18 protein-coding genes and 1 tRNA gene are annotated in these 21,705 nt (G+C 41.0%); 16 read left to right on the top strand and 3 right to left on the bottom strand.

From position 1 onward, the window contains the following. Window positions 1–308: 308 nt before the first annotated feature. From LI112_RS02525 to LI112_RS02510, 4 genes are all read left to right on the top strand, one after another. Entirely contained in the window at window positions 309–767 is a 459-nt protein-coding gene (locus LI112_RS02525; RefSeq protein WP_118392721.1) for an Hsp20/alpha crystallin family protein, read from the top strand. A gap of 160 nt (window positions 768–927) precedes the next feature. Beyond that, window positions 928–1,383, top strand: coding sequence for an Hsp20/alpha crystallin family protein (locus LI112_RS02520; RefSeq protein WP_044925128.1), 456 nt, complete (start codon window positions 928–930; stop codon window positions 1,381–1,383). A 258-nt stretch (window positions 1,384–1,641) separates the two neighbouring features. Next, window positions 1,642–3,390 carry an ABC transporter ATP-binding protein gene (locus LI112_RS02515; RefSeq protein WP_117639974.1) on the top strand — a complete coding sequence of 583 codons (1,749 nt, stop codon included), beginning with the start codon at window positions 1,642–1,644 and terminating at the stop codon, window positions 3,388–3,390. 115 nt (window positions 3,391–3,505) lie between these two features. Continuing rightward, window positions 3,506–3,576 (top strand) — tRNA-Gly (locus LI112_RS02510). A 99-nt stretch (window positions 3,577–3,675) separates the two neighbouring features. Here LI112_RS02510 and thrH read toward each other — a convergent pair. Further along, window positions 3,676–4,281: a bifunctional phosphoserine phosphatase/homoserine phosphotransferase ThrH gene (gene thrH / locus LI112_RS02505; RefSeq protein ID WP_005423242.1), complete on the bottom strand. Its 606-nt coding sequence runs from the start codon at window positions 4,279–4,281 to the stop codon at window positions 3,676–3,678. Window positions 4,282–4,542: 261 nt separating this feature from the next. Here thrH and LI112_RS02500 point away from each other — a divergent pair, with 261 nt between their 5' ends. From LI112_RS02500 to feoB, 10 genes are all read left to right on the top strand, one after another. Then, window positions 4,543–5,415: a DMT family transporter gene (locus LI112_RS02500; RefSeq protein ID WP_227190179.1), complete on the top strand. Its 873-nt coding sequence runs from the start codon at window positions 4,543–4,545 to the stop codon at window positions 5,413–5,415. A 196-nt stretch (window positions 5,416–5,611) separates the two neighbouring features. Beyond that, window positions 5,612–6,769, top strand: a complete 1,158-nt coding sequence (locus LI112_RS02495) for an FprA family A-type flavoprotein (RefSeq protein WP_055056287.1) — start codon at window positions 5,612–5,614, stop codon at window positions 6,767–6,769. A 118-nt stretch (window positions 6,770–6,887) separates the two neighbouring features. Next, window positions 6,888–7,655, top strand: a complete 768-nt coding sequence (locus LI112_RS02490) for a DeoR/GlpR family DNA-binding transcription regulator (protein ID WP_022388648.1) — start codon at window positions 6,888–6,890, stop codon at window positions 7,653–7,655. A gap of 334 nt (window positions 7,656–7,989) precedes the next feature. Then, window positions 7,990–9,054, top strand: coding sequence for a sugar ABC transporter substrate-binding protein (locus LI112_RS02485; protein WP_022388647.1), 1,065 nt, complete (start codon window positions 7,990–7,992; stop codon window positions 9,052–9,054). Window positions 9,055–9,121: 67 nt separating this feature from the next. After that, window positions 9,122–10,615, top strand: coding sequence for a sugar ABC transporter ATP-binding protein (locus tag LI112_RS02480; RefSeq protein WP_022388646.1), 1,494 nt, complete (start codon window positions 9,122–9,124; stop codon window positions 10,613–10,615). A gap of 46 nt (window positions 10,616–10,661) precedes the next feature. Then, the gene (locus tag LI112_RS02475; protein WP_022388645.1) at window positions 10,662–11,624 is read left to right on the top strand and encodes an ABC transporter permease; all 963 of its coding nucleotides are present in this window, start codon (window positions 10,662–10,664) and stop codon (window positions 11,622–11,624) included. Window positions 11,625–11,662: 38 nt separating this feature from the next. After that, on the top strand, window positions 11,663–13,162 hold the full coding sequence (locus LI112_RS02470) for an L-fuculokinase (RefSeq protein ID WP_227190178.1): 1,500 nt from the start codon (window positions 11,663–11,665) through the stop codon (window positions 13,160–13,162). A gap of 46 nt (window positions 13,163–13,208) precedes the next feature. Then, window positions 13,209–14,045: a class II aldolase gene (locus tag LI112_RS02465; protein WP_022388643.1), complete on the top strand. Its 837-nt coding sequence runs from the start codon at window positions 13,209–13,211 to the stop codon at window positions 14,043–14,045. 26 nt (window positions 14,046–14,071) lie between these two features. After that, a complete protein-coding gene (locus LI112_RS18315; RefSeq protein WP_022388642.1) occupies window positions 14,072–15,562 on the top strand; it encodes a xylulokinase in 1,491 nt (496 codons plus the stop codon). 170 nt (window positions 15,563–15,732) lie between these two features. Then, window positions 15,733–18,096: a ferrous iron transport protein B gene (gene feoB, locus LI112_RS02455; RefSeq protein ID WP_227190177.1), complete on the top strand. Its 2,364-nt coding sequence runs from the start codon at window positions 15,733–15,735 to the stop codon at window positions 18,094–18,096. Here feoB and LI112_RS02450 read toward each other — a convergent pair. Next, window positions 18,069–19,178: an FtsW/RodA/SpoVE family cell cycle protein gene (locus LI112_RS02450; RefSeq protein ID WP_055056255.1), complete on the bottom strand. Its 1,110-nt coding sequence runs from the start codon at window positions 19,176–19,178 to the stop codon at window positions 18,069–18,071. The two genes, feoB and LI112_RS02450, sit on opposite strands and share 28 nt — an antisense overlap. Window positions 19,179–19,424: 246 nt before the next feature. Between LI112_RS02450 and LI112_RS02445 the strand changes: the two genes are divergently transcribed. Beyond that, entirely contained in the window at window positions 19,425–20,108 is a 684-nt protein-coding gene (locus LI112_RS02445) for a DNA alkylation repair protein (RefSeq protein WP_171030312.1), read from the top strand. 15 nt (window positions 20,109–20,123) lie between these two features. Here the strand turns inward: LI112_RS02445 and LI112_RS02440 are convergent, their stop codons facing one another. Beyond that, window positions 20,124–20,531 carry a MerR family transcriptional regulator gene (locus LI112_RS02440; RefSeq protein WP_117593517.1) on the bottom strand — a complete coding sequence of 136 codons (408 nt, stop codon included), beginning with the start codon at window positions 20,529–20,531 and terminating at the stop codon, window positions 20,124–20,126. Window positions 20,532–20,669: 138 nt separating this feature from the next. Here LI112_RS02440 and LI112_RS02435 point away from each other — a divergent pair, with 138 nt between their 5' ends. Beyond that, complete coding sequence (locus tag LI112_RS02435; RefSeq protein WP_118392724.1) at window positions 20,670–21,662, top strand: aldo/keto reductase; 993 nt, start codon at window positions 20,670–20,672, stop codon at window positions 21,660–21,662. Window positions 21,663–21,705: the final 43 nt, after the last annotated feature.

Below are 21,705 nucleotides of genomic sequence, written 5' to 3'. Positions count from 1 at the left end.
AGGAGCCCTGGTATTTCTTATAGAATAAACGATTGCAAGACTAACTTCCACCCCCAGTTCCTAATGTAGAGCAAAACAGACTAAAGGTGGAAGTTAGTTTTTCATTTAAGGTTGCAAAAAAAATCTCAAAAAATTAGCACTCACCTATTGACAGTGCTAACAATACGTGCTATATTACAACTAGAACAAAGGAAGAGGGATAAAGAGATAAGAAGATTGAAGAAAATCTCTCAGATATCTCTCATACCAACCGGGTTCCGAACTAAAACTTATTTCAATATAGATTATTAAAAAGGGAGAGATGACTTATGTTAATGCCTAGTATTTTTGGAGAAAACTTATTTGATGATTTCTTTACACCGTTCTATTACGATGACAAAGATGAGAAGAAAGCAGAGAAGAAACTGTACGGACACAGAGCACAGAACCTTCTGAGAACAGATATTAAAGAAACCAAAGAAGGTTATGAACTGGTGGTTGATGTGCCTGGATTCAAGAAAGACGAAGTTAAGGTAGCTCTGAAAGATGGTTATCTGACCGTCAGCGCAGCCAAAGGTCTTGATGAAGAAGAGGATGACAAGAAGACAGGACGTTACATCAGACGTGAACGTTATGCAGGAGCATGCGAGAGAAGCTTTTATGTAGGTGAAGATGTTACACAGGAAGACATCAAAGGTGAATACAAACACGGTATCCTGAAACTGTTTGTTCCGAAGAAAGAAGCAAAACCAGTTTCCAATGATCCGAAATATATCACCATTGAATAATCAGCAATTGATTTGATCAAGATTCTTGTCAGACATATCTGACCGCTAAAAAGCTGGTGGTACTGCCCGGAGATTTCGGGCGGTGCCCTTAAATATAGATTTGCAGGCAACAGTCGAAAGACTTGTATATAGATTTTTATCATTAAAGGAGAGATGACTTATGTTAATGCCTAGTATTTTTGGAGAAAACTTATTTGATGATGATTGGATGAACTTCCCGTTTAACGATGAGTTTTGGGGCAAGAAGAATCCACTTTATGGTAAACATGCACAGAATATGATGAAAACAGATATCCGTGAGACAGATGGCAGCTATGAACTTGATATTGATCTTCCGGGATTTAAGAAAGATGAGATTAAAGTTCAGCTGAAAGATGGTTATCTGACACTGTCGGCAGCCAAAGGACTTGATAAGGATGCTAAGGACAAAGAAGGAAACTACATCAGACGTGAACGTTATGCAGGTTCCATGAGTCGAAGCTTCTATGTAGGTGATGGAGTAAAGGAAGAAGATATTCATGCAAAATATGAAGACGGTATTCTGAAACTTTCTCTTCCGAAGAAAGCACCAAAAGCTGTTGAAGAAAAAGACGGTTATATCGCAATCGAAGGTTAACCCTCCATTGCTTATTCTCCCTCTTATATATGGCCGGGATCCGAAAAGGTCCCGGCTTTTTGCGTTATATTCCAGTTCCACATATATCAGCTTTGGTTGATATGTGCAGGGTTTTGTGCTAAGATGATTCCCGGAAAGTGAGCGAATAAAAATGAAAAAAGTTCGACTTTACAGGTGATTTTTTATGTTACAGGACTTCTTGTCATGGCATTGGGAATCATCTGTACCGGGAGTGGAGTATTGCTAAGGAGAGGAAAGATGAATCAGAAAGACTTTAAAAATAAGAGTGAGATGCAGATTTTTCTGTCGTATTTTAAACCTCACAGGAAATTATTTTTGCTGGATATGGTATGTGCATTAGCGATTGCACTGATTGATCTGGCATTTCCGTTTATTTCCAGATGGTGTATGTACAAACTTTTGCCGGACAATGCGTGGAGAACATTCTGGACAGTAATGGCGGTTGTGTTCTGTGCTTATATTTTGCGGTCAGTTTTTACTTATATTATCACCTACTGGGGGCATACATTTGGCGTGCGGATAGAAACCGATTTCCGGCGTGATCTGTTTCAGCATATTCAGGAACTGAGTTATGCGTATTTTGATAATGCTCGAGTAGGACAGCTGATGAGCCAGCTTACATCGGAACTTTTTGATATTACAGAATTTGCACATCATGCACCGGAGGATATTTTTATTTCTACTGTGACGATCATTGGTGCACTGATCATTATGTTTACGATTCAGTGGAAACTGGCACTGGTAATCGCAATTACCATTCCGATTTTTCTGCTCATTGTGTGGAAATGCCGTTTTTCCATGCAGAATGCATCGCGCAATGTAAAAAAAGAGATGGCAGCGATCAATACCGATTTTGAATCCGGACTTTCCGGACTTCGCACTGCCAAAGCTTTTGCAAATGAGGACAAAGAACTCGACAAATTCGATTCTGCAAATCTGAGCTATCGCGATTCCAAAGCGGATTTTTACAGAGCCATGGGACGTTTTAATGCAGTGATGGAATTTTTTATGTGTATTCTTTCTGCGATTGTAATTGCAGTTGGTGGTGCACTGATCATGTCGGACCAGTTGAATATTATTGATCTGATCACATTCAGCCTGTATGTTTCCACTTTCGTGAATCCGGTACGAAAGCTTTCAACGACTGTGGAACTGATTGCGAATGGAACAGCCAGTCTGCACAGATATGTACAACTGATGCGGACGGAGGCGACGCTGAAAGACGCTCCGGATGCGACAGAACTTCAGGATGTAAAAGGCAGAATTGACATTGATCATGTTGGATTTGCTTATGAAGGAGATCATGATGTGCTTCAGGATGTTTCACTTCATATTGCACCGGGAGAGACGATTGCATTTGTCGGATCATCTGGTGGTGGTAAGACAACGCTGAGTCAGCTGATTCCGCGATTCTATGATGTAACATCAGGAAGTATTTCGATTGATGGCACCGATGTGCGAAAAGCAACACAGGAATCTCTGCATAAGAATATTGGAGTCGTACAGCAGGAGGTATTTCTTTTTGCGGACAGCATTGCAGAAAACATCCGATATGGAAAGCTGGATGCAACGATGGATGAGATCATCCGGGCGGCGAAGATGGCAGAAATTTATGATGACATTATGGAAATGCCGAAAGGGTTTGATACGAATGTTGGCGAGCGTGGGGCACTTCTTTCAGGAGGACAGAAGCAGAGAATCTCCATTGCACGTATTTTTCTGAAGAATCCGCCGATTTTGATTCTGGACGAAGCAACTTCTGCATTGGATAGTGTAACGGAAGCAAAAATTCAGGAAACTTTTGAGAAACTGGCAGTTGGAAGGACAACGATTATTATTGCACACAGACTTTCTACAGTGAAGAATGCAGATGATATCGCTGTGATCGAGCAGGGACAGATTGTGGAAAAAGGAACTCATGAGGAACTGATGAAAAAAGATGGAATTTACGCTTCTCTTGTCCATACGCAAGAACTGAAAGAGTGAAAAGTATAGTGGACAGTTGTATTAAATTACATATATAAATACAAAAATATAAAAAAATAAAAATTCTGCTTGCATTTTCTGTAAAATATGATATTATAGTTTATGCATTGCAGATGCGGGTGTAGTTCAATGGTAGAACACCAGCCTTCCAAGCTGGATACGTGGGTTCGATTCCCATCACCCGCTTTTTTGTTGCAAAAATATAAAAGAAATCCCTGACAGATCAAGATTCTATAAAGAATGCGGATTCGTCAGGGATTTTTTGAATGAATTTGGTCTTGGATATTATCCTTTGATTACTTTTCTGATTGCATCATACAGCTCATCGTAAGTTTCATATGCCGGAATCTCCGGATATTCAGATTTGATGGCATCGGTGCTCTTGAACAGGAAGCCTGCTTTGCTTGCCTGGATCATGCCAAGGTCGTTGTGGCTGTCACCGCTTGCGATGGTGTCATAGCCGATGGACTGCAGGGCTTTGACAGTTGTGTATTTGGATTTTTCACAGCGCATCTTGAAGTCTGTGATTTCGCCGTTGTCTGCTACAACGAGTGAGTTGCAGAAGATTGTCGGATAGCCGAGTTTTTTCATCAGAGGTCCTGCGAACTGAGAGAAGGTATCGCTGATGATGATCACCTGTGTCATTTCTCTGAGCTTGTCGAGGAATTCTTTCGCACCCGGGAGTGGATCAATCTTGGAAATTGTTTCCTGAATCTCTTTCAGTCCAAGATTATGTTCTTTTAAAATATTGAGACGGTATTTCATTAATTTGTCGTAATCCGGCTCATCTCTTGTTGTTCTTTTTAATTCCGGGATACCGGTCTCTTCTGCAAATGCGATCCAGATTTCAGGTACCAGTACACCCTCAAGGTCTAAACAAACAATTTCCATAATATTTCTCCTCCGTTCTGAAGCGGCTTTAGTGTTGTAATAAGGTGCCGCGTCTCTTCATGTATGTGTTCAGCTATCATTATAACGGAAAGAATGTGAAACTTCCATATAAAATTCACAGGGAATGAAAATATTCAGCTTGTTATGTGGTAGAATCTCTATTGTATCTGCAAGCGGATTGGTGCTATGATAAATAAAAAGTGATATATTATAGAAGCTTTTTATTTCTAAAGAAAATATGAGGAGGCTTATAGATTAAATATGAAACAGGAAAATTATATAAAAGGAATGGTCATGATCATTCTGTCTGCATTTTTCTTTGCATGTATGAATGTGAGCGTGCGTCTGGCAGGAAATCTTCCATCCGTGCAGAAGAGCTTTTTTCGTAACTTGGTAGCAGCTGTTTTTGCGGCGATCATTCTGATCAGAAAGTATATGGTACCAAGAGTTCAGAAACAATACTGGGGACCGCTTTTCCTTCGTTGTGCATTTGGTACACTGGGAATCCTCTGTAATTTTTATGCGATCGACCATCTCTTGGTTGCGGACGCATCTATCCTGAACAAACTGTCACCGTTTTTTGCAATCATTTTTTCGTTCCTTCTTTTGAAAGAGAAGATTACGCCGACACAGGGAGCTTGTGTATTTCTTGCTTTTATCGGATGTTTGTTTGTTGTGAAACCGGGGTTTCAGAATGCGGCATTGGTTCCGGCACTGATCGGTGTCTGCGGTGGGCTTGGAGCAGGGGTTGCTTATACAATGGTGCGTGTGCTCGGGACACATGGAGTGAAAGGTCCCATCATAGTATTTTATTTTTCGGTCTTTTCCTGCCTGTTTGTATTACCGTATCTGATTTTTGATTATATGCCGATGACAGGAAGACAGCTGGTAACACTTATGATGGCAGGATTGTTCGCTGCGGGTGGACAGTTTACGATCACTGCGGCGTATACGTATGCACCGGCAGGTAAGATTTCAATTTTTGATTATTCGCAGATCATATTTGCGACACTTCTGGGATTTTTCCTGTTTGGAGAGATTCCGGATACTTACAGTTTTGTTGGATATGGACTGATCATTCTTGCATCACTGGGTATGTTCATTTATAATATGAAGGCAGCGAAGAAATCATGATCTTTGCTGCTTTTTGTATGTGAAGAGAAAAAACAAAAACCTGACCAAAAGTGTCGAGAATATAATGAACAACTATTGATTTCATGTGAAAGAGTGGATATAATGAGTTCAAAAGCGAGTGAAAGACAGCTTGAATAACAGAAAGAAAAATAAAGGATATAAATAAAACAGACCAATGAGGAGGTTTATGGTAACAATGAAAGTCGGAAATGATATTTATTATGTAGGTGTCAATGATCATCAGGTAGATTTGTTTGAAGGACAGTATGATGTTCCGAACGGTATGTCTTACAACTCTTATGTGATCATGGACGAAAAAATCGCAGTTATGGACACGGTAGATGCGAATTTTACAGAAGAGTGGCTTGGTAATGTGGCAAATGTGCTGAATGGTGCGAAGCCGGATTATCTGGTCGTACAGCATATGGAACCGGATCATGCTGCAAATATCGAGAATTTTGTCAAAGCCTATCCGGAGGTAACTGTTGTAGCCAATACCAAGACTTTTACCATGATGGAGAACTTTTTCAGAGGTATGGATCTCGGCGACAGAAAACTGGTAGTTGCTAATGGTGAAAGCCTGACACTTGGCAAACATGTACTTACATTTGTATTTGCACCGATGGTACACTGGCCGGAAGTTATGGTTACCTATGATAGCACAGACAAGGTCCTGTTTTCCGCAGACGGATTTGGTAAATTTGGTGCACTTGATGTAGAAGAGGACTGGGACTGTGAAGCTCGCCGTTATTATATCGGTATTGTTGGAAAATACGGTCCGCAGGTTCAGAAACTTCTCAAAGCGGCTTCTACGCTGGATATTCAGACAATCTGCCCGCTACATGGACCGATCCTGACAGAAAACCTGGGACATTATATCGAGAAGTATGACATTTGGTCTTCTTATAAAGTAGAGAGCGAAGGCGTTGTTATCGCTTATTCATCTGTATATGGAAATACTAAAAAAGCAGTCGAAGTTCTGGCACAGAAGCTGGAAGAAAAAGGCTGCCCGAAAGTTTCTGTATTTGACCTTGCAAGAGATGACATGGCAGAAGCAGTTGAAGACGCTTTCCGTTATGGCAAGCTGGTTCTTGCAACCATTACATACAATGCAGATATTTTCCCGTTCATGAAAACATACATCGATCATCTGACAGAAAGAAACTATCAGAACCGTACGATTGGTCTGATCGAAAACGGAAGCTGGGCTCCGAATGCAGCCAAGGTTATGAAAGCAGAATTCGAAAAGAGCAAAAATATCACATGGCTTGATACAACCGTTAAGATCATGTCTTCCTTAAGTGAAGAAAACATCAAAGAGCTGGATCAGATGGCTGAAGAACTGTGTAAATAAGATATAACAGCTGACAGGTGATGTTTTGTAAGAATAAATAAAATTTCGCGGATATCTTGAAAATGATTCTTTAAATGTTATAATTAGTCTATCATTATAATAAAAAGGAAGGTATTTTGTGAAAAAGAACGAAAGATGTCTTGCTATCCTGGAGATACTTCAAAAACAGCATAAAGTAACAGTGACAGAGCTTGCGGAGAAATTTGATATTTCAGAAATGACAGTCCGCAGAGATTTGAATTCGCTGGCGCGTGAATACAATATATCAAGAACACATGGCGGTGCAGAGCTTGGCAATCAACCGGTAGTTCGTATGATTTCTTTTGATGAACCAAGAATTGCACATAAAGACAGTAAAGATAAAATTGCAGCATTGGCAGCTACGATGATTCAAAATGGACAGAGGATATTTATTGACGCCGGGTCAACTACGCGTATTATTCTAAACTATCTGGAAGAGGATACACGTGCGGTTGTGGTAACGCATCATCTGGCAGTTGCAGAGCAGGCGCTTAAGTTTGAAAATCTGGCGGTGATCATGCTGGGAGGAGATATGATCCGGATTACAAACTGCAGTTCCGGACCAGTAGCAGAAGAGCAGTTAAAGAAATATCAGTTGGATACTGCATTTATTGGGGCTGCGGCAATTGGATCAGATGGGAAATTATATGACGGATATTCTCCGGAAGCCAGACTGAAAGGAACACTTTTTTCGGTTGCCAAAAAGATCTATGTTCTTGCAGATTCATCCAAGATGAACACATACAATCTGAATGAATTTGGAAGTCTTTCTCAGATTGACGGATTGATTACAGATGCGGGTATAGACGAGGAAGCAATGACTCTTATGAAAAGACATCGTGTAAATGTGATCATAGCAGAATAGGGTAATTTAAAATCAGCAGAATTGTTCTGCTGATTTTTTTTGCCTTTTTGTGTGTAATACTATAAAAACGAACAAAAAAGTGATTGAAAATGAACAAAAAATAATGCTGAAAATAATAGAATTTGAAATAAAACATTGGAAAATAATGATTCTTGAAAAACAAAACGAACAAAAGTAATAGATTTAACGAACACTAAAAAGAAGAAATACACAAATAATTTGGCAAAATATTGTTTATTAAGTGCATTGCAAATAAAAAAATCATGTGTTAATATGTTCGTACAAACAAAAAACAAACGAATAATTCGCAAAACGAACAAAGGGAGGTTTTTCTATGAAGAAAAAAATGATCGCAACATTACTGACAGGTGCTATGGCATTATCAATGGTAGCTGGAGCTGCTACAGTTATGGCAGACGACACAACAGAGGCAAAAGATAAATATACCATTGGTTTTTCACCATATACTCTGACTAATGAATATTTTACAGCTGTACTTGATGGTGTACAGAAGGCTTGTGATGAAACAGGAAGCGAACTGATCTACTTTGATCCACAGAACGACCCGACACAGCAGGCATCACAGATCGATGATATGATCGCAAGTGGAATTGATGCTCTTATCTACATTCCATATGATTCAGCTGGAGCACAGACAGTTCTTCAGACATGCAAAGATGCAGGCGTAAAAGTAATTAACGTTGATAACGTAATTACAGAAGATGACTACGATCTTGTAGATGGAATCATTGCTTCTGATAATGAGCAGCTCGGATATCTTTCCGGACAGTGGGTTGCAGAAAATCATCCGGATGGAGCAAACATCCTGACAGTACATCTTCAGACAGCAGAATCCTGCATCATCAATGTAGATGGATTCTGGAAAGGAATCAAAGATAACGCAAAAGATCCAGATAAATATGTAGATGCACAGATTGTTGAAGGTGAAGGTTCTACAGAAACATCCTTTAACGTAGTATCCGATGCTCTGCAGGCAAATGATGATATTGATGTAATCTATTGCATCAATGATACTTCCGCTCTTGGCGCTGTACAGGCAGTTGAAGACGCTGGAAAGACAGGCCAAATTGACATCCTTGGTAAAGATGGTGCTCCGATTGGTAAACATGCGATCAAAGACGGAACAATGGTACAGTCTTCTGCACAGAGACCTACATACATGGGATATCTTGGTGTAAAAGAAGCAATCGATGTTCTTGAAGGAAAAGAAATCGAATTCAATACAGCAATCGAATCTTACAGCATTACAAAAGACAACATTGATGATTTTGACCTGGACGCTTGGGATTCTCTGGATGGAGACAGCACAGATGATGCAGCAGCAGATACAACAGAAGCAGCTGACACAGAAGAAGCTGATACAGAAGAAGCAAAATAATTGCAGAATCGGGCGTTGCGAGCAATCTTGCAACGCCCACTTTATAAAATATGAGAGGTAGCATAATATGAGCGAAACAAAGCTGTTAGAGATGACAAATATAACGAAAGCATTTGCCTCCAATGTTGTGCTGAATGGTGTAAACCTTTCTGTAGATGAAGGAGAAGTTGTTGCTATCCTCGGCGAGAACGGAGCCGGAAAGTCAACCCTGATCAAAATACTTGGTGGCATTTATAAGGCAGATTCCGGAGAAATCCGTATGCATGGAACTGTGAAAAACATTACTTCTGCCGCGGTAGCAGGAGAAAATGGTATTCGTATTATTCATCAGGAGATTGTTCTTGTACCGGATAGAACAATAGCAGCAAATGTATTTCTGGGCAGAGAACCCAAAAACAAATTTGGCCTTGTAGATGTACGGGCAATGGAACAGCAGACACAGAAATTGATTGATAATCTGCATTTAAACTTAAAAGCAAATGAAATGGTAAGAAATCTGACGATGGGCATGCAGCAGCTGGTTGAGATCATCAAAGCAATATCGGCAGAGGCAAAAGTAGTAGTTATGGATGAACCAACATCCTCTCTTTCACAGGGTGAAGTAGAGATTCTGTTTGGTATTATCCGTCTTCTTCAGAAAAAAAATATTGGAATTATATATATTTCACATAGATTGGAAGAACTTTATGCGATTACAGACCGTATTGTAGTTCTCCGAGATGGAAAGATGGTTGGAGATCTGGAAACAGCAAATGTAGATAAAGACCATCTGATCAGCCTGATGGTTGGTCGTGAGCTGGACAGCTTTTACACCAAAAATAAGCACAAAATCGGCGAAGTAGCGCTGGAAACAAAAAATCTGTCACATGTTAAACTGTTTAAAGATGCAAGTTTTAAAGCACGGTATGGAGAGATTGTCGGTTTTGCAGGACTGGTAGGTGCCGGTCGTACAGAACTTATGAAAACAATTTTCGGTGCATATGAAAAAAGTGGTGGAGAGATTCTTCTTGACGGTAAACCGGTCAATATCAAATCGCCAAGTGATGCAATCAGAAACGGCATTGCATATGTCTCTGAGGACCGTCGAGGTGAAGGGCTGATCCTGAAAAATGATGTAAGATTTAATATGGGTCTGGTCTGTCTGGCTGATTTTGTTAGTGGAATTCATGTAAAAGACAAAGAGTGGGGTCATATGGTAGAAGATTATCGAAAGAAATTTTCTATCAAGATTACTTCTCCAAAGCAGCTGGCCGGTAACCTTAGCGGTGGAAACCAGCAGAAAGTAGTCCTCAGTAAATGGCTGGCAAGCAAGCCAAAAGTTATTATCCTGGATGAACCTACGAGAGGTATTGACGTTGCGGCAAAAGCAGAAATCTATGCAATCATTGATGAACTGGCAGCGAATGGTGCATGCATCATTATGGTTTCTTCAGAACTTCCGGAGATCATTAATATGTGTAATCGCTGCTATGTTATGTGTGAAGGAATGATTACAGGAGAAATCAATGAGACAGAGTTCTCACAGGAAGCAATGATGACACTGGCAACAAAACGAGATTAAAAAAAACAAACAACTCTTGTCAATAAAAAAGTTAGGAGGTCTGGAAATGGATGAAAAAAATAAAATCCCAGGCGTAAGTTTTATCAAAAGGAACATAGGTACGATCATAGGTTTGATTCTTTTGGTGATTATTGTTTCAATTTCTACACCGAAATTCCTTACATCATCAAATATTCTGAACCTGTTAAAATCCAATTCAGTAAATGCAATCATCAGCTGTGGTATGTTACTTGCAATTCTGATGGGAGAAATTGATATTTCCGTTGGATCAACAGTTGGTTTATCAGGAATTATTGGCGCTTATATGATCACAAACGTAGGACTTCCGGTAGTTCCGACAGTATTGATCTGCCTTGGTGTTGGTGCACTGGTAGGTATTGTAAACGGTGTTGCTATTTCTTATTTAAAGGTGCCGGCTTTTGTAGCCACACTTGCTACACAGAGTATTGGCCGTGGTCTTACTGAGATCATTTCCGGTGGTGTAACGATCCGTGTTCGTAACACAGGTTATACTGCACTTGGCAATCAGAATGTTGCAGGAATTTCTATCATTATTATTTATGCAGCAGCAGTCCTTATCTTTACCTGGTTCTTATTAAACAGAACACGTTTTGGATATTACATCTATGCATTAGGTGGAAATAAACTTGCAGCACAGTATTCTGGTGTAAATGTAAAGAAATATAACATGCTTCCATATGTACTGATTGGTCTTTTCTGTGGACTGAGTGGCCTGATCTGGTCTGCAAGACTGGGATCTGCGGCAGCAACTCTTGGAAGTGGATTTGAAATGGATGCAATCGCAGCTGTTGTTATTGGTGGAACCAGTATGTCAGGTGGTGTAGGAACTGTTGGTGGAACTTTCATTGGTATTCTGATTATCGGTGTTATTACAAATGGTCTGAACCTGATGGGAATCAACTCCTTCTGGCAGGAAGTATTTAAAGGAATTATCATTCTTGCAGCGGTAATCATCGATGTAGTAAGAAAAACAAAATCTAAAGACTGATATATTTTGAAAGTGTATCAGACTGAATGGAGACCTTTATGGCAGAAAGAATGTTATTTGCAGGTATGGATGTAGGTACCAGTGGATGTAAGATGCTGGTATATGATCTGGACGGGAACATTGTGTATCAGTCCAGCAGAAAATATCAGGAGGAAGGCAGCGGTGGACATCGTGAGCTGAACCCGGAAATTGTGATATCAAAGGTTAAAGAAGTTCTCAGGGAGATTGCCACGAAATGTACAGAGGGCATTGTATCAATGGCAGTGACAAGTCTTGGAGAATCGGTAGTCTGCCTGGATAAAAACAATAAAGTACTTACAAACTCTATGCTTACAGGAGACAGCAGAGGAATTCCAGAAACACAGGAAATTATAGACATTCTGGGAGCAGACCGGATATTTGAGACGACAGGACTTCCGCCAAATGAACTTTACGGTCTTCCGAAATATATGTGGTTGAACCGGAATACAAATGCGATTAAAGATGCAGCAGCAATCTTATATTATGAAGATTTTGTAGGATATATTCTTACAGGACAAAGAAAGGTCAGTTACTCATCTGCAGCAAGAAGTATGGCGTTTGATATCAGAAAGTTTGAATGGTCTGAAGACCTTCTGAGTCTTGCCGGGATTCATAAAGAACAGATGTCAGAGCCGATTCCGCCATGTACGGTTATAGGTATGATTCTTCCGAAAATAGCAGATGAACTGGGATTAAACAAAGATCTGAAGGTTGTGGCAGGCGGTCATGATCAGATCTGCGCTGCGCTTGGAAGTGGTTTGTTTGCACCGGAAGATGGTGAGTGTGGAATGGGAACGTGTGAATTTATGTTCACAATGCTTCCGAAAGTAATGATGACATCATATATGAAGAAAAATGATTTTACCTGTATTCCATATGTATTTCCAGATACCTATTTGTCAAGTATTGAAGTGACGACTTGCGGAGCCTTGAAAAACTGGGCAAGAGACAATATTTTTCAGGGAATCAACAGAAAATGTCAGGAAGAAGGAAGAAACTTTTTTCAGTATATGGATGATCTTGCCAGAGATATACAGACGGATATTATGATCCTTCCTCAATTTGGATCAGCTGGAAATCCGGATCTTTCCATGGACGCATGGGGAACTATAACAGGTCTCACTATTCATACAAAACCTGAAGAACTGTATAAGGGAATTCTGGAAGGAATGGCTTTTCAGATGTATTTGGCATATGAACGTATGCAGAAACTGGGAACAACTATGCAGAGGATAGCTGTCACAGGCGGTGGAGCAGCATCTGAACTGACACTTCAGATTCGTGCGGATGTATTTGGAATGGAAGTAGATTCGCTGGAAAGTGCAGAGGCTGGTACACTTGGCTGCATGCTTATGGCTGCTACCGCAGTCGGGGCATATTCTTCTATGGAAGAGGCAATAAAAAAAACAGTCAGAATAAAGAGGAGATATATTCCTGATTCTGATATGACCAGCTATTATCGAAAGAAATTTGAAAATTATAAACATTTTTACGAGGAAATGCATGATTTTCATTAATTTTTGCTAATGGATAACACGTAACAGAGATATGGAGGAGATTACTATGAAGCTTGTAAATGGATTTAAACTTATGGAATATGCAAAAAGAAATAATTTTGTATTACCAGCATTCAATACAACAAACCTTGAGATGACATATGCGATTGTAGATGGTCTGATGAAAGCCAATCTGCCAGGATATATACAGATTTCTTCTAACAATCTGCGTCTGTCCAATCCGGCAATTATTACAGATATAGCAGCAGATGCAGTAAAGAAATCTGAAACACCGATTGGGCTTCATCTGGATCACGGCAAATCATTTGAAGATGTAAAGGCCTGCATTGATGCCGGATTTACTTCTATCATGATTGATGCTTCTCACCTTCCTTTTGAGGAGAATGTAAAAGAATGCCGCAGAGCCGCTGATTACTGTCATTTTTATGGTATTCCGGTAGAGGCAGAGCTTGGTGCACTTCGTGGAAAAGAAGAAGATATTGTGAATGAAGCAGAATGCAAGACAGATCCAGCTATGGTAGCAGAATTTGTTGAAAAAACAGGATGTGATACACTTGCAGTTTCAGTTGGTAATGTTCATGGACTTTGTCTGAATCCACAGATTGATATTCCGTTACTTGAAAAGATCAACCAGGTTTCAAAAGTTCCACTTGTTCTTCATGGCGGATCCGGCATCCCGAAAGAAGTAATCTGGGAAGCAAAGAAACATGGACTGATCAAGATCAACTATGGTTCTGATCTTCGTAAAGAATTTGTCAAAACATTTGGTCATGCTTATGAAGAAAATCATAATGAACATGATGTAATTCATTTGAGTCTTGAAGCTGTTGAGGAAGTTAGCAGAAAGGCACAAGAGCTTGTGACAATGATCAACGAGCACTAAATTTTTTCTGTAAGGCGGGTGTTGGTGTGAACGATACATATTTAGGAATTGACTTGGGAACTTCTTCTATGAAGATGGTACTGACAGATTCAGAAAAGCATATTCTGGGACAGATTTCAGAGGAATATGAGGCAGTACAGTCACAAAATGGATGGTCTGAGATTGATCCGGAAATCTGGTTTCAGGCTATGAGAAGAGGCATGCACAATATTTTTGAGGATCAGGATCCGAAAAATTTAAAAGGAATCGGTGTTACCGGACAGATGCATACTCTGATTGTCATGGGGGAAGATGGAAAACCAGTAAGACCGGCGATGATGTGGAATGACACCAGAACAAAAGAACTTCTCCCGGAATTGAAAAAAAAGATTCTGGAATTTCCAGAAGGAGAATATCTTTCTCAGACAATATCCACAGGAAGTCCGGCAGCAAATCTGTACTGGCTGAAGGTATATGAACCTGAAAATCTGAAAAAAGTAAAAAAATTTTTAATCGGACCAGATTATCTGGTATATCGGCTTACAGGCGCTGAAACGACAGATTATTGTGAAGCTTCCACATCCTGTCTTTATGAAATCTGTAATAAATGTTGGTCGGATAGAATGAGAAACCTGATTGGACTGGATCAGAGCTGCTATCCGGAGCTTCGGGGAAGTGCGGAGTGTGCAGGAAAAATATTTCCGGGAATTGCTGAAGAACTTGGAATCAGCGAGGAAGTGGAAGTGATTGTTGGAACCGGTGATAATCCGGCGACTGCAATCTCAACAGGATGTCTGGGACTAGGATATCCTGTTGTATCGCTTGGTACATCGGGAGTATTTATGATGCCGATCGACAAACCAGAAAGCCAGACAAAAGGAAAGAAAATTCTATTTTCCTTTGATGATAAAAAATTCCAGTACCTTGTGCAGGGTGTTGTTCAATGTAATGGCAATACATTTGACTGGTGGAACAAAAACATCATGGAACTGAAACACTTCCAGGAATTGACAACCTCCATTGATGTAAACAGCAATGCACGAAATGAGCTGATTTTTTATCCGCATCTGGATGGTGACAAGACCATATATGCAGATCCCGAATTACGCGGAGCATTTATTGGATTAAATCTGACAACCTCACAGGAAAATCTGTTCTACGCTGTGATTGAAGGATTATGCTTCGGTTTTCGGGAACTTGCAGAGAAAATGTGTTTGCCGCTGGAAAAATATGGTACTGTAAAAGTAGTTGGTGGTGGAGCCAAAAGTCCAGTATGGCTTCAGACTATGGCAAATGTATTGAATATTGCGGTTGAAAAAATGGAGGGAATGATTGGTCCGGCATTTGGTATTGCACTTTTGGCTGCGTATAAAGGAGGGAGCATTACATCTCTGGAGCAGATATCAGAAGGCAATGTAAAGATTGAATGTCGATACGAACCGAATGAAGAGGCTTTTAAGGCCTGTCAAAAGAAATATCAGGAATATCTAAGGATACGTTCTGGGCTTCAGTATATCAAAAATGGAGTTATGGAATAAAAAGCAGAGTCGTCAGGTGTTTGATAAATGATTCAAATGCGGACGACTCGTTTTTTTGCTTTTATTGACGTGATGCTATTGACAAAAGTTCTCATTTGGCATAGGGTTAGTTTATGCGCACTAAATGAAAAAAAGTATCAACAACAGGGAAAGGTAAGAGGAAAGCAGATATGACATCATTACGCGAATTACCGATCGGAAAAACTGCGACAATACGCTCTGTCGGAGGAGAGGGCGCGCTGAGACAACATTTCCTGGATATGGGGCTGATTCCAAAAGGAGAAGTTACCATGGTGAAATATGCACCAATGGGAGATCCTATGGAATTACGTATTCATAGCTATGAACTGACATTGCGTCTGGCAGATGCAGAAAAAATAGAGATAGAGAATATTCGTGATGCAGTCGAACCATCAGAAGGGAAGGCAGCACACAAAAAAGATATTTCTAAAGCAATCCCACATCCTGGTCTTGGTGAGGGTGGTAAATATCATATTAAAGAAAACGAACATCCGCTTCCGGACAGTGAAATACTGACCTTTGCACTTGCCGGAAACCAGAACTGTGGAAAAACAACACTGTTTAACCAGCTGACAGGTTCCAGTCAGCATGTCGGAAACTTTCCAGGAGTTACCGTAGACAGAAAAGACGGAAACATCCGTGGCAGAAGTAATACACTTGTGACTGATCTTCCGGGAATTTATTCCATGTCACCGTATTCCAGTGAAGAGATCGTGACCAGAAATTTCGTGCTGGACGAACACCCAAAGGGAATCATCAATATTGTAGATGCAACCAATATAGAGCGAAATCTTTATCTGACCATGCAGCTGATGGAACTGGATATTCCGATGGTCCTGGCATTGAATATGATGGATGAAGTCCGGGAAAACGGAGGATCCATTCTGGTAAACCAGATGGAAGAGATGCTGGGAATCCCGGTCATTCCGATTTCAGCAGCCAAGAATGAGGGAATTGATGAGTTGGTTCAGCATGCACTTCATGTGGCAAAATATCAGGAAAAACCACAGATCATCGATTTTTGCGATGCTAATGAAGATGGCGGAGCAGTACATAGATGCCTCCATGCGATCATGCATCTGATCGAAGACCATGCCAAAGCAGCAAGAATCCCGGTTCGCTTTGCAGCAGCAAAACTTGCGGAAGGTGATCAGCTGATCATGGACAGTCTGAATCTGGATCAGAACGAGAAAGAAATGCTGGAGCATATTGTTAAACAGATGGAAACTGAACGTGGTCTGGACAGAGCAGCAGCAATCGCACATATGCGTTTTGATTTTATTGAAAAAGTCTGTGATGAAACGGTTGTGAAACCAAAAGAAAGTAAAGAACATCTTCGCAGTATGAAAATCGATAAGATCCTCACGGGAAAATACACGGCTATTCCATGTTTTATCGGTATTATGGGTCTGGTGTTTTTCCTGACATTCAGTGTGATCGGTGCGTTTCTCCAGAATATTCTGGACATGGGAATCACAGCACTCGGAAATATCGTTGATCATTGGATGACGGCTGCTGGTGTGAATGATGTACTGCATTCACTGGTTATGGATGGGGTATTTAATGGAGTAGGAAGTGTATTGAGTTTCCTTCCGGTAATCGTAACCCTGTTTTTCTTTCTCTCCTTGTTGGAGGACAGTGGATACATGGCACGAGTTGCCTTTGTTATGGACAAGCTGCTTCGAAAGATCGGACTTTCCGGAAGAAGCATCGTGCCGATGCTGGTCGGATTTGGATGTACGGTACCAGGGGTTATGGCGAGCCGTACGCTTCCATCTGAACGAGACCGTAAGATGACGATCTTACTGACACCATTTATGAGCTGTTCGGCAAAACTTCCGATTTATGCATTTTTTACGGCAGCATTTTTTCCGGATCACGGTGCGATCGTGATGATCGCGTTGTACTTCGGTGGCATCATCATGGGAATTCTGATGGCACTGCTGATGCGAAAAACATTGTTCAGTGGTGAGGCAGTGCCTTTTGTTATGGAATTACCGAACTATCGTATGCCGGGTGCGAAGAATGTAGGACATCTTCTCTGGGATAAAGCAAAAGATTTCCTGCAGAGAGCGTTTACCGTTATTTTCATGGCGACACTGGTGATCTGGTTCCTGCAGACATTCAATACACATCTGAGCATTGTAACAGATTCCAAAGACAGTATTCTGTCAATGGTGGCAAGTGTGATTGCTCCGATCTTCAAACCAATGGGATATGGAGACTGGAGGATTTCCACAGCTCTGATCACTGGATTTATGGCAAAAGAGAGCGTGGTATCAACACTTTCTATCCTGTTTGGAAATACAGCGGCTTTGCTTGGAAGTATTACATCACTTTCCGCAGCGAGTCTTCTGGCTTTTTGTCTGCTGTATACACCTTGTGTGGCAGCTATTGCTTCAATCAAACGTGAACTTGGTGGCAAATGGGCAATTTTTGTTGTGCTTGCCCAGTGCGTGATCGCATGGCTGGTTTCTTTTGCGGTTTATCTGGTGGGAGGATTGTTCTTCTGACGACTGACATTCAGCGCCAGCCCCATTTCCCCGAGCAGAAATACAATGGAAGTACCTCCGTAACTGATGAAGGGGAGAGTAATTCCGGTGTTGGGAATGGTATTGGTAACGACGGCAATATTCAGAATAACCTGAATCGCCAGATGCCCCATAATTCCGGCAGCGATCATGGCACCGGAAAGTTCCTGACAGTTCATGGAGATGACACAGAGTCTCCAGAGCAGCAGGGCAAAAATAAGAATCAGGATGATGGCACCTGTCAATCCCATTTCTTCGCATATAATTGAAAAGATCATATCATTCTGGGCTTCGGGAACGAAGCCCAGTTTTTGTATGCTGTTGCCAATGCCTCTGCCAAAAAGGCCGCCGCTTCCGATAGCGTAAAGTCCCTGGATCGTCTGAAATCCTTTTTCATATTTTTCCGGTTCGCGCCAGATTGCGAGACGTTCCAGACGATAGCTTTCCGCAGCAAGAAAGATCGCGATAAAACCGATGCCGGCTCCACCAAGTGCTGCAAACTGTATATAGCGAGGGCTGGCAGCGAAGATCAGGATAACTCCGATTCCCAGGATGATGATGGCAGTACTCAGGTTGTTAGAGCCAACAAGGCCTACGATTGGAAGCAGTGTGAGCATAGTGCGACACATAAACCAGAACCCGTCTGTTCGTTTATGGGATCTTTCAATCTGCCAGGTCAGAAAAAGCACAACGGAAACTTTGGCAAACTCAGAAGGCTGGAAAGAAAGTGGACCGAGATTCAGCCAGCGCTTTGAACCGTTGATCTCCTGTCCGAAAAGCAGAACGGCGGTGGACAAGAGCATGGAAAGCAGGTAGGCGGCCGGTGCAAGACGGACGAAAAAGTGATAGTCTATGGAAGAAACCAGATACATGGCACCAAGGCCGAGAGCTGTGGCAAAAAGTTGTTTCTTAAAATAATAGGCAGAGTCGTGAAAACGTACCCTGCCATTATATTCACTGGCACTAAAAAGAATGAGCAGTCCTAAAACAGCCAGAATAAGAACAAGAGTCAGCATGATCGAATCTGCTTGATGTGTAGAATGTGGTTGTTTGTCCTGTGACATGGCAGACTCCGAGAGGCTTTTATTTAAAGGTATAGATATAATTCAAAAAATATGCATGAGGGATTGTACAAAAAGAGCTGTGTGTTATAATTTACAATATACTAAATAAAGGGGGATACATATTCATTGTCTGATGTTGCAGGGTTTGCATCTTCATTTCTTTCAGCAGCAGAATAAAGAATATGCCCCAAAGCTCTGTTGAAGTAACAGAGTTTTTTGAAAATCTATGGAAGACGAGGAGTATTTATGTCCTATATAGAAAATCTGGAAAAGCAGTTGTTTGAGATGCAGGATCTGAAATATCGGGATTTCCACAGTAAATTATTGCCGGGTATTGACAGGGAAACCATTATAGGAATCCGTACACCGATGCTCCGCAAGTTTACAAAAGAATTTGCAGAGACACTGGAAGCAGAACTTTTTCTGAAGGATCTGCCACACCGATATTATGAAGAGAATAATATGCATATGATGATCATAAGCTGGATCAAAGACTATGAGGTGTGCCTGAAAGAAGTGAAAAAACTGCTTCCATATGTAAATAACTGGGCAACCTGTGACCTTCCGGCACCAAAGTGTTTTGCGAAGCATAAAGAAGAGCTGCTTCCGGAAATCAGAAACTGGATCTCATCGGGAGAAACTTATACGATTCGTTATGGAATCGGTATGCTGATGAATCTTTATCTGGAGGAAGATTTCAGACCGGAATATCTGAAGCTGGCAGCAGATATACGGTCTGAAGAATATTATGTAAACATGATGATCGCCTGGTATCTTGCTACGGCCCTTGCAAAGCAATGGGAGGCAACCATTCCGTATATCGAGGAACGATGTCTGCCGGAATGGGTACACCGTAAGGCCATCCAGAAGGCGGTGGAGAGCTACCGGATCACACCAGAGCAGAAGGCATATTTAAAGAGTTTCAGATAGAAGGAATAAGTGAAATCAATCCTCATCTACCCAAACTGGCAGAGGAAGATTATTTTCCAGCGCATGTTTGATTTCAGAGTAGTATTCTACTTTGTGATGGACATGTGCTGAATCTTTTTGAAGCTGGATCAGCTTTTCATTTACAATTTGTTCCTGATCTTTTAGAAGAGAGATAATTTTATCAATGTGAGCTGCTTCATCTGCCTCATATATAAAAAATTTTCGAAGTTGTGGGATAGTCATTCCTGTGCGTTTGAAACAGTTGATACATTTAAGACGTTCAACATGTTCATCACTGTATATACGTTGTCCGGAAGAGGATTTGGGTACTTCTGGAAGGAGTCCTTCACTTTCGTAATAACGAAGTGTAGATGATGGTAACTCAAACATTTCGGATATTTCTCTGATCGTATAGTTTTTCATTAGATGCGATACCTCCTGTAAAAAATTAAATGCCGAATCACAAATTTACTTTTATATAAAATTCTTGACTTCAAGTATACTTGAAGTGCTAATCTTTGTAAAGAGAAGTAAATATATTCGTATTGGGAGGAAAAGAATATGTACACTGCGTCTAAAGAAAGATACACAACCATGGAATACGATCATTGTGGAAACAGTGGTCTGATGCTGCCAAAGGTGTCACTGGGATTATGGCATAACTTTGGAGACACCGCAAATTTTGAAAATATGAGAAAGCTTTGTTTTACGGCTTTTGATAGTGGAATCACACAGTTTGACCTGGCAAATAATTATGGTCCGGAACCAGGAAGTGCAGAAAAGAACTTTGGCCGCATTCTGAAAGAAGACCTGGGCGTTTATCGTGACGAGCTGATCATTACAACAAAAGCCGGATATGAGATGTGGGATGGCCCTTATGGAAACTGGGGAAGCCGTAAGTACCTTCTTGCCAGCCTGGATCAGAGTCTGAAACGTATGGGCCTTGATTATGTAGATATTTTCTATCATCACAGAATGGATCCGGATACACCGCTTGAAGAGACCATGGGTGCACTGGCAAGTGCAGTACAGAGCGGCAAGGCAATTTATGTCGGACTTTCCAATTATGATGGAGAGACATTAAAGAAGGCTACTGCAATTCTGAAGGATCTGCATTGTCCGTTTGTCATCAATCAGAACCGTTATTCTATTTTTGATCGAACAGTAGAGAAGAATGGTCTGAAAAAGGCAACTGCTGAGCTGCAAAAGGGTCTGATCACATTCAGCCCGCTTGCACAGGGACAGCTGACTGACCGTTACCTGCATGGAATCCCGGAAGACAGCCGTATCCGTACCGACGGCAGATTCCTTAAAGAAAGTACTTTGGATGAACACAGACTAGATCAGATCCGTAAGCTGAATGAGCTGGCAGCACAGCGAGGAGAAAAGCTTGCAGATATGGCACTTGCATGGCTTCTGCAGCAGAAAGAAGTGACCAGTGTTCTGATCGGCGCATCCAAAACACAGCAGATTCTGGATAATATAAAAGCTATTTCCAGTGCACCATTCAGTGAAGAGGAACTGAAGCTGATCGATGAGATTTCATTGAACTAAATTTTGTACAATTATGCAAATATAATGAAACTTTTTGAATTCA

The sequence above is a fragment of the Blautia sp. 210820-DFI.6.14 genome (genome assembly GCF_020558815.1).
In the GTDB taxonomy this organism is placed as follows: domain Bacteria; phylum Bacillota; class Clostridia; order Lachnospirales; family Lachnospiraceae; genus Blautia_A; species Blautia_A obeum.
The sequence above is the reverse complement of the archived record's forward strand: the minus strand, read 5'-3'. Positions and strand labels throughout refer to the sequence as shown.

Coding starts and splice junctions, on each gene's coding strand:
- LI112_RS02480 (WP_022388646.1), top strand. CDS start 9,122: ATGAGCGAAACAAAGCTGTTAGAGATGACAAATATAACGAAAGCATTT.
- LI112_RS02465 (WP_022388643.1), top strand. CDS start 13,209: ATGAAGCTTGTAAATGGATTTAAACTTATGGAATATGCAAAAAGAAAT.
- LI112_RS02440 (WP_117593517.1), bottom strand. CDS start 20,531: ATGAAAAACTATACGATCAGAGAAATATCCGAAATGTTTGAGTTACCA.
- LI112_RS02470 (WP_227190178.1), top strand. CDS start 11,663: ATGGCAGAAAGAATGTTATTTGCAGGTATGGATGTAGGTACCAGTGGA.
- LI112_RS02475 (WP_022388645.1), top strand. CDS start 10,662: ATGGATGAAAAAAATAAAATCCCAGGCGTAAGTTTTATCAAAAGGAAC.
- LI112_RS02525 (WP_118392721.1), top strand. CDS start 309: ATGTTAATGCCTAGTATTTTTGGAGAAAACTTATTTGATGATTTCTTT.
- LI112_RS02445 (WP_171030312.1), top strand. CDS start 19,425: ATGTCCTATATAGAAAATCTGGAAAAGCAGTTGTTTGAGATGCAGGAT.
- LI112_RS02485 (WP_022388647.1), top strand. CDS start 7,990: ATGAAGAAAAAAATGATCGCAACATTACTGACAGGTGCTATGGCATTA.
- LI112_RS02435 (WP_118392724.1), top strand. CDS start 20,670: ATGTACACTGCGTCTAAAGAAAGATACACAACCATGGAATACGATCAT.
- LI112_RS02520 (WP_044925128.1), top strand. CDS start 928: ATGTTAATGCCTAGTATTTTTGGAGAAAACTTATTTGATGATGATTGG.
- LI112_RS02450 (WP_055056255.1), bottom strand. CDS start 19,178: ATGTCACAGGACAAACAACCACATTCTACACATCAAGCAGATTCGATC.
- thrH (WP_005423242.1), bottom strand. CDS start 4,281: ATGGAAATTGTTTGTTTAGACCTTGAGGGTGTACTGGTACCTGAAATC.
- LI112_RS02495 (WP_055056287.1), top strand. CDS start 5,612: ATGAAAGTCGGAAATGATATTTATTATGTAGGTGTCAATGATCATCAG.
- feoB (WP_227190177.1), top strand. CDS start 15,733: ATGACATCATTACGCGAATTACCGATCGGAAAAACTGCGACAATACGC.
- LI112_RS02515 (WP_117639974.1), top strand. CDS start 1,642: ATGAATCAGAAAGACTTTAAAAATAAGAGTGAGATGCAGATTTTTCTG.
- LI112_RS02500 (WP_227190179.1), top strand. CDS start 4,543: ATGAAACAGGAAAATTATATAAAAGGAATGGTCATGATCATTCTGTCT.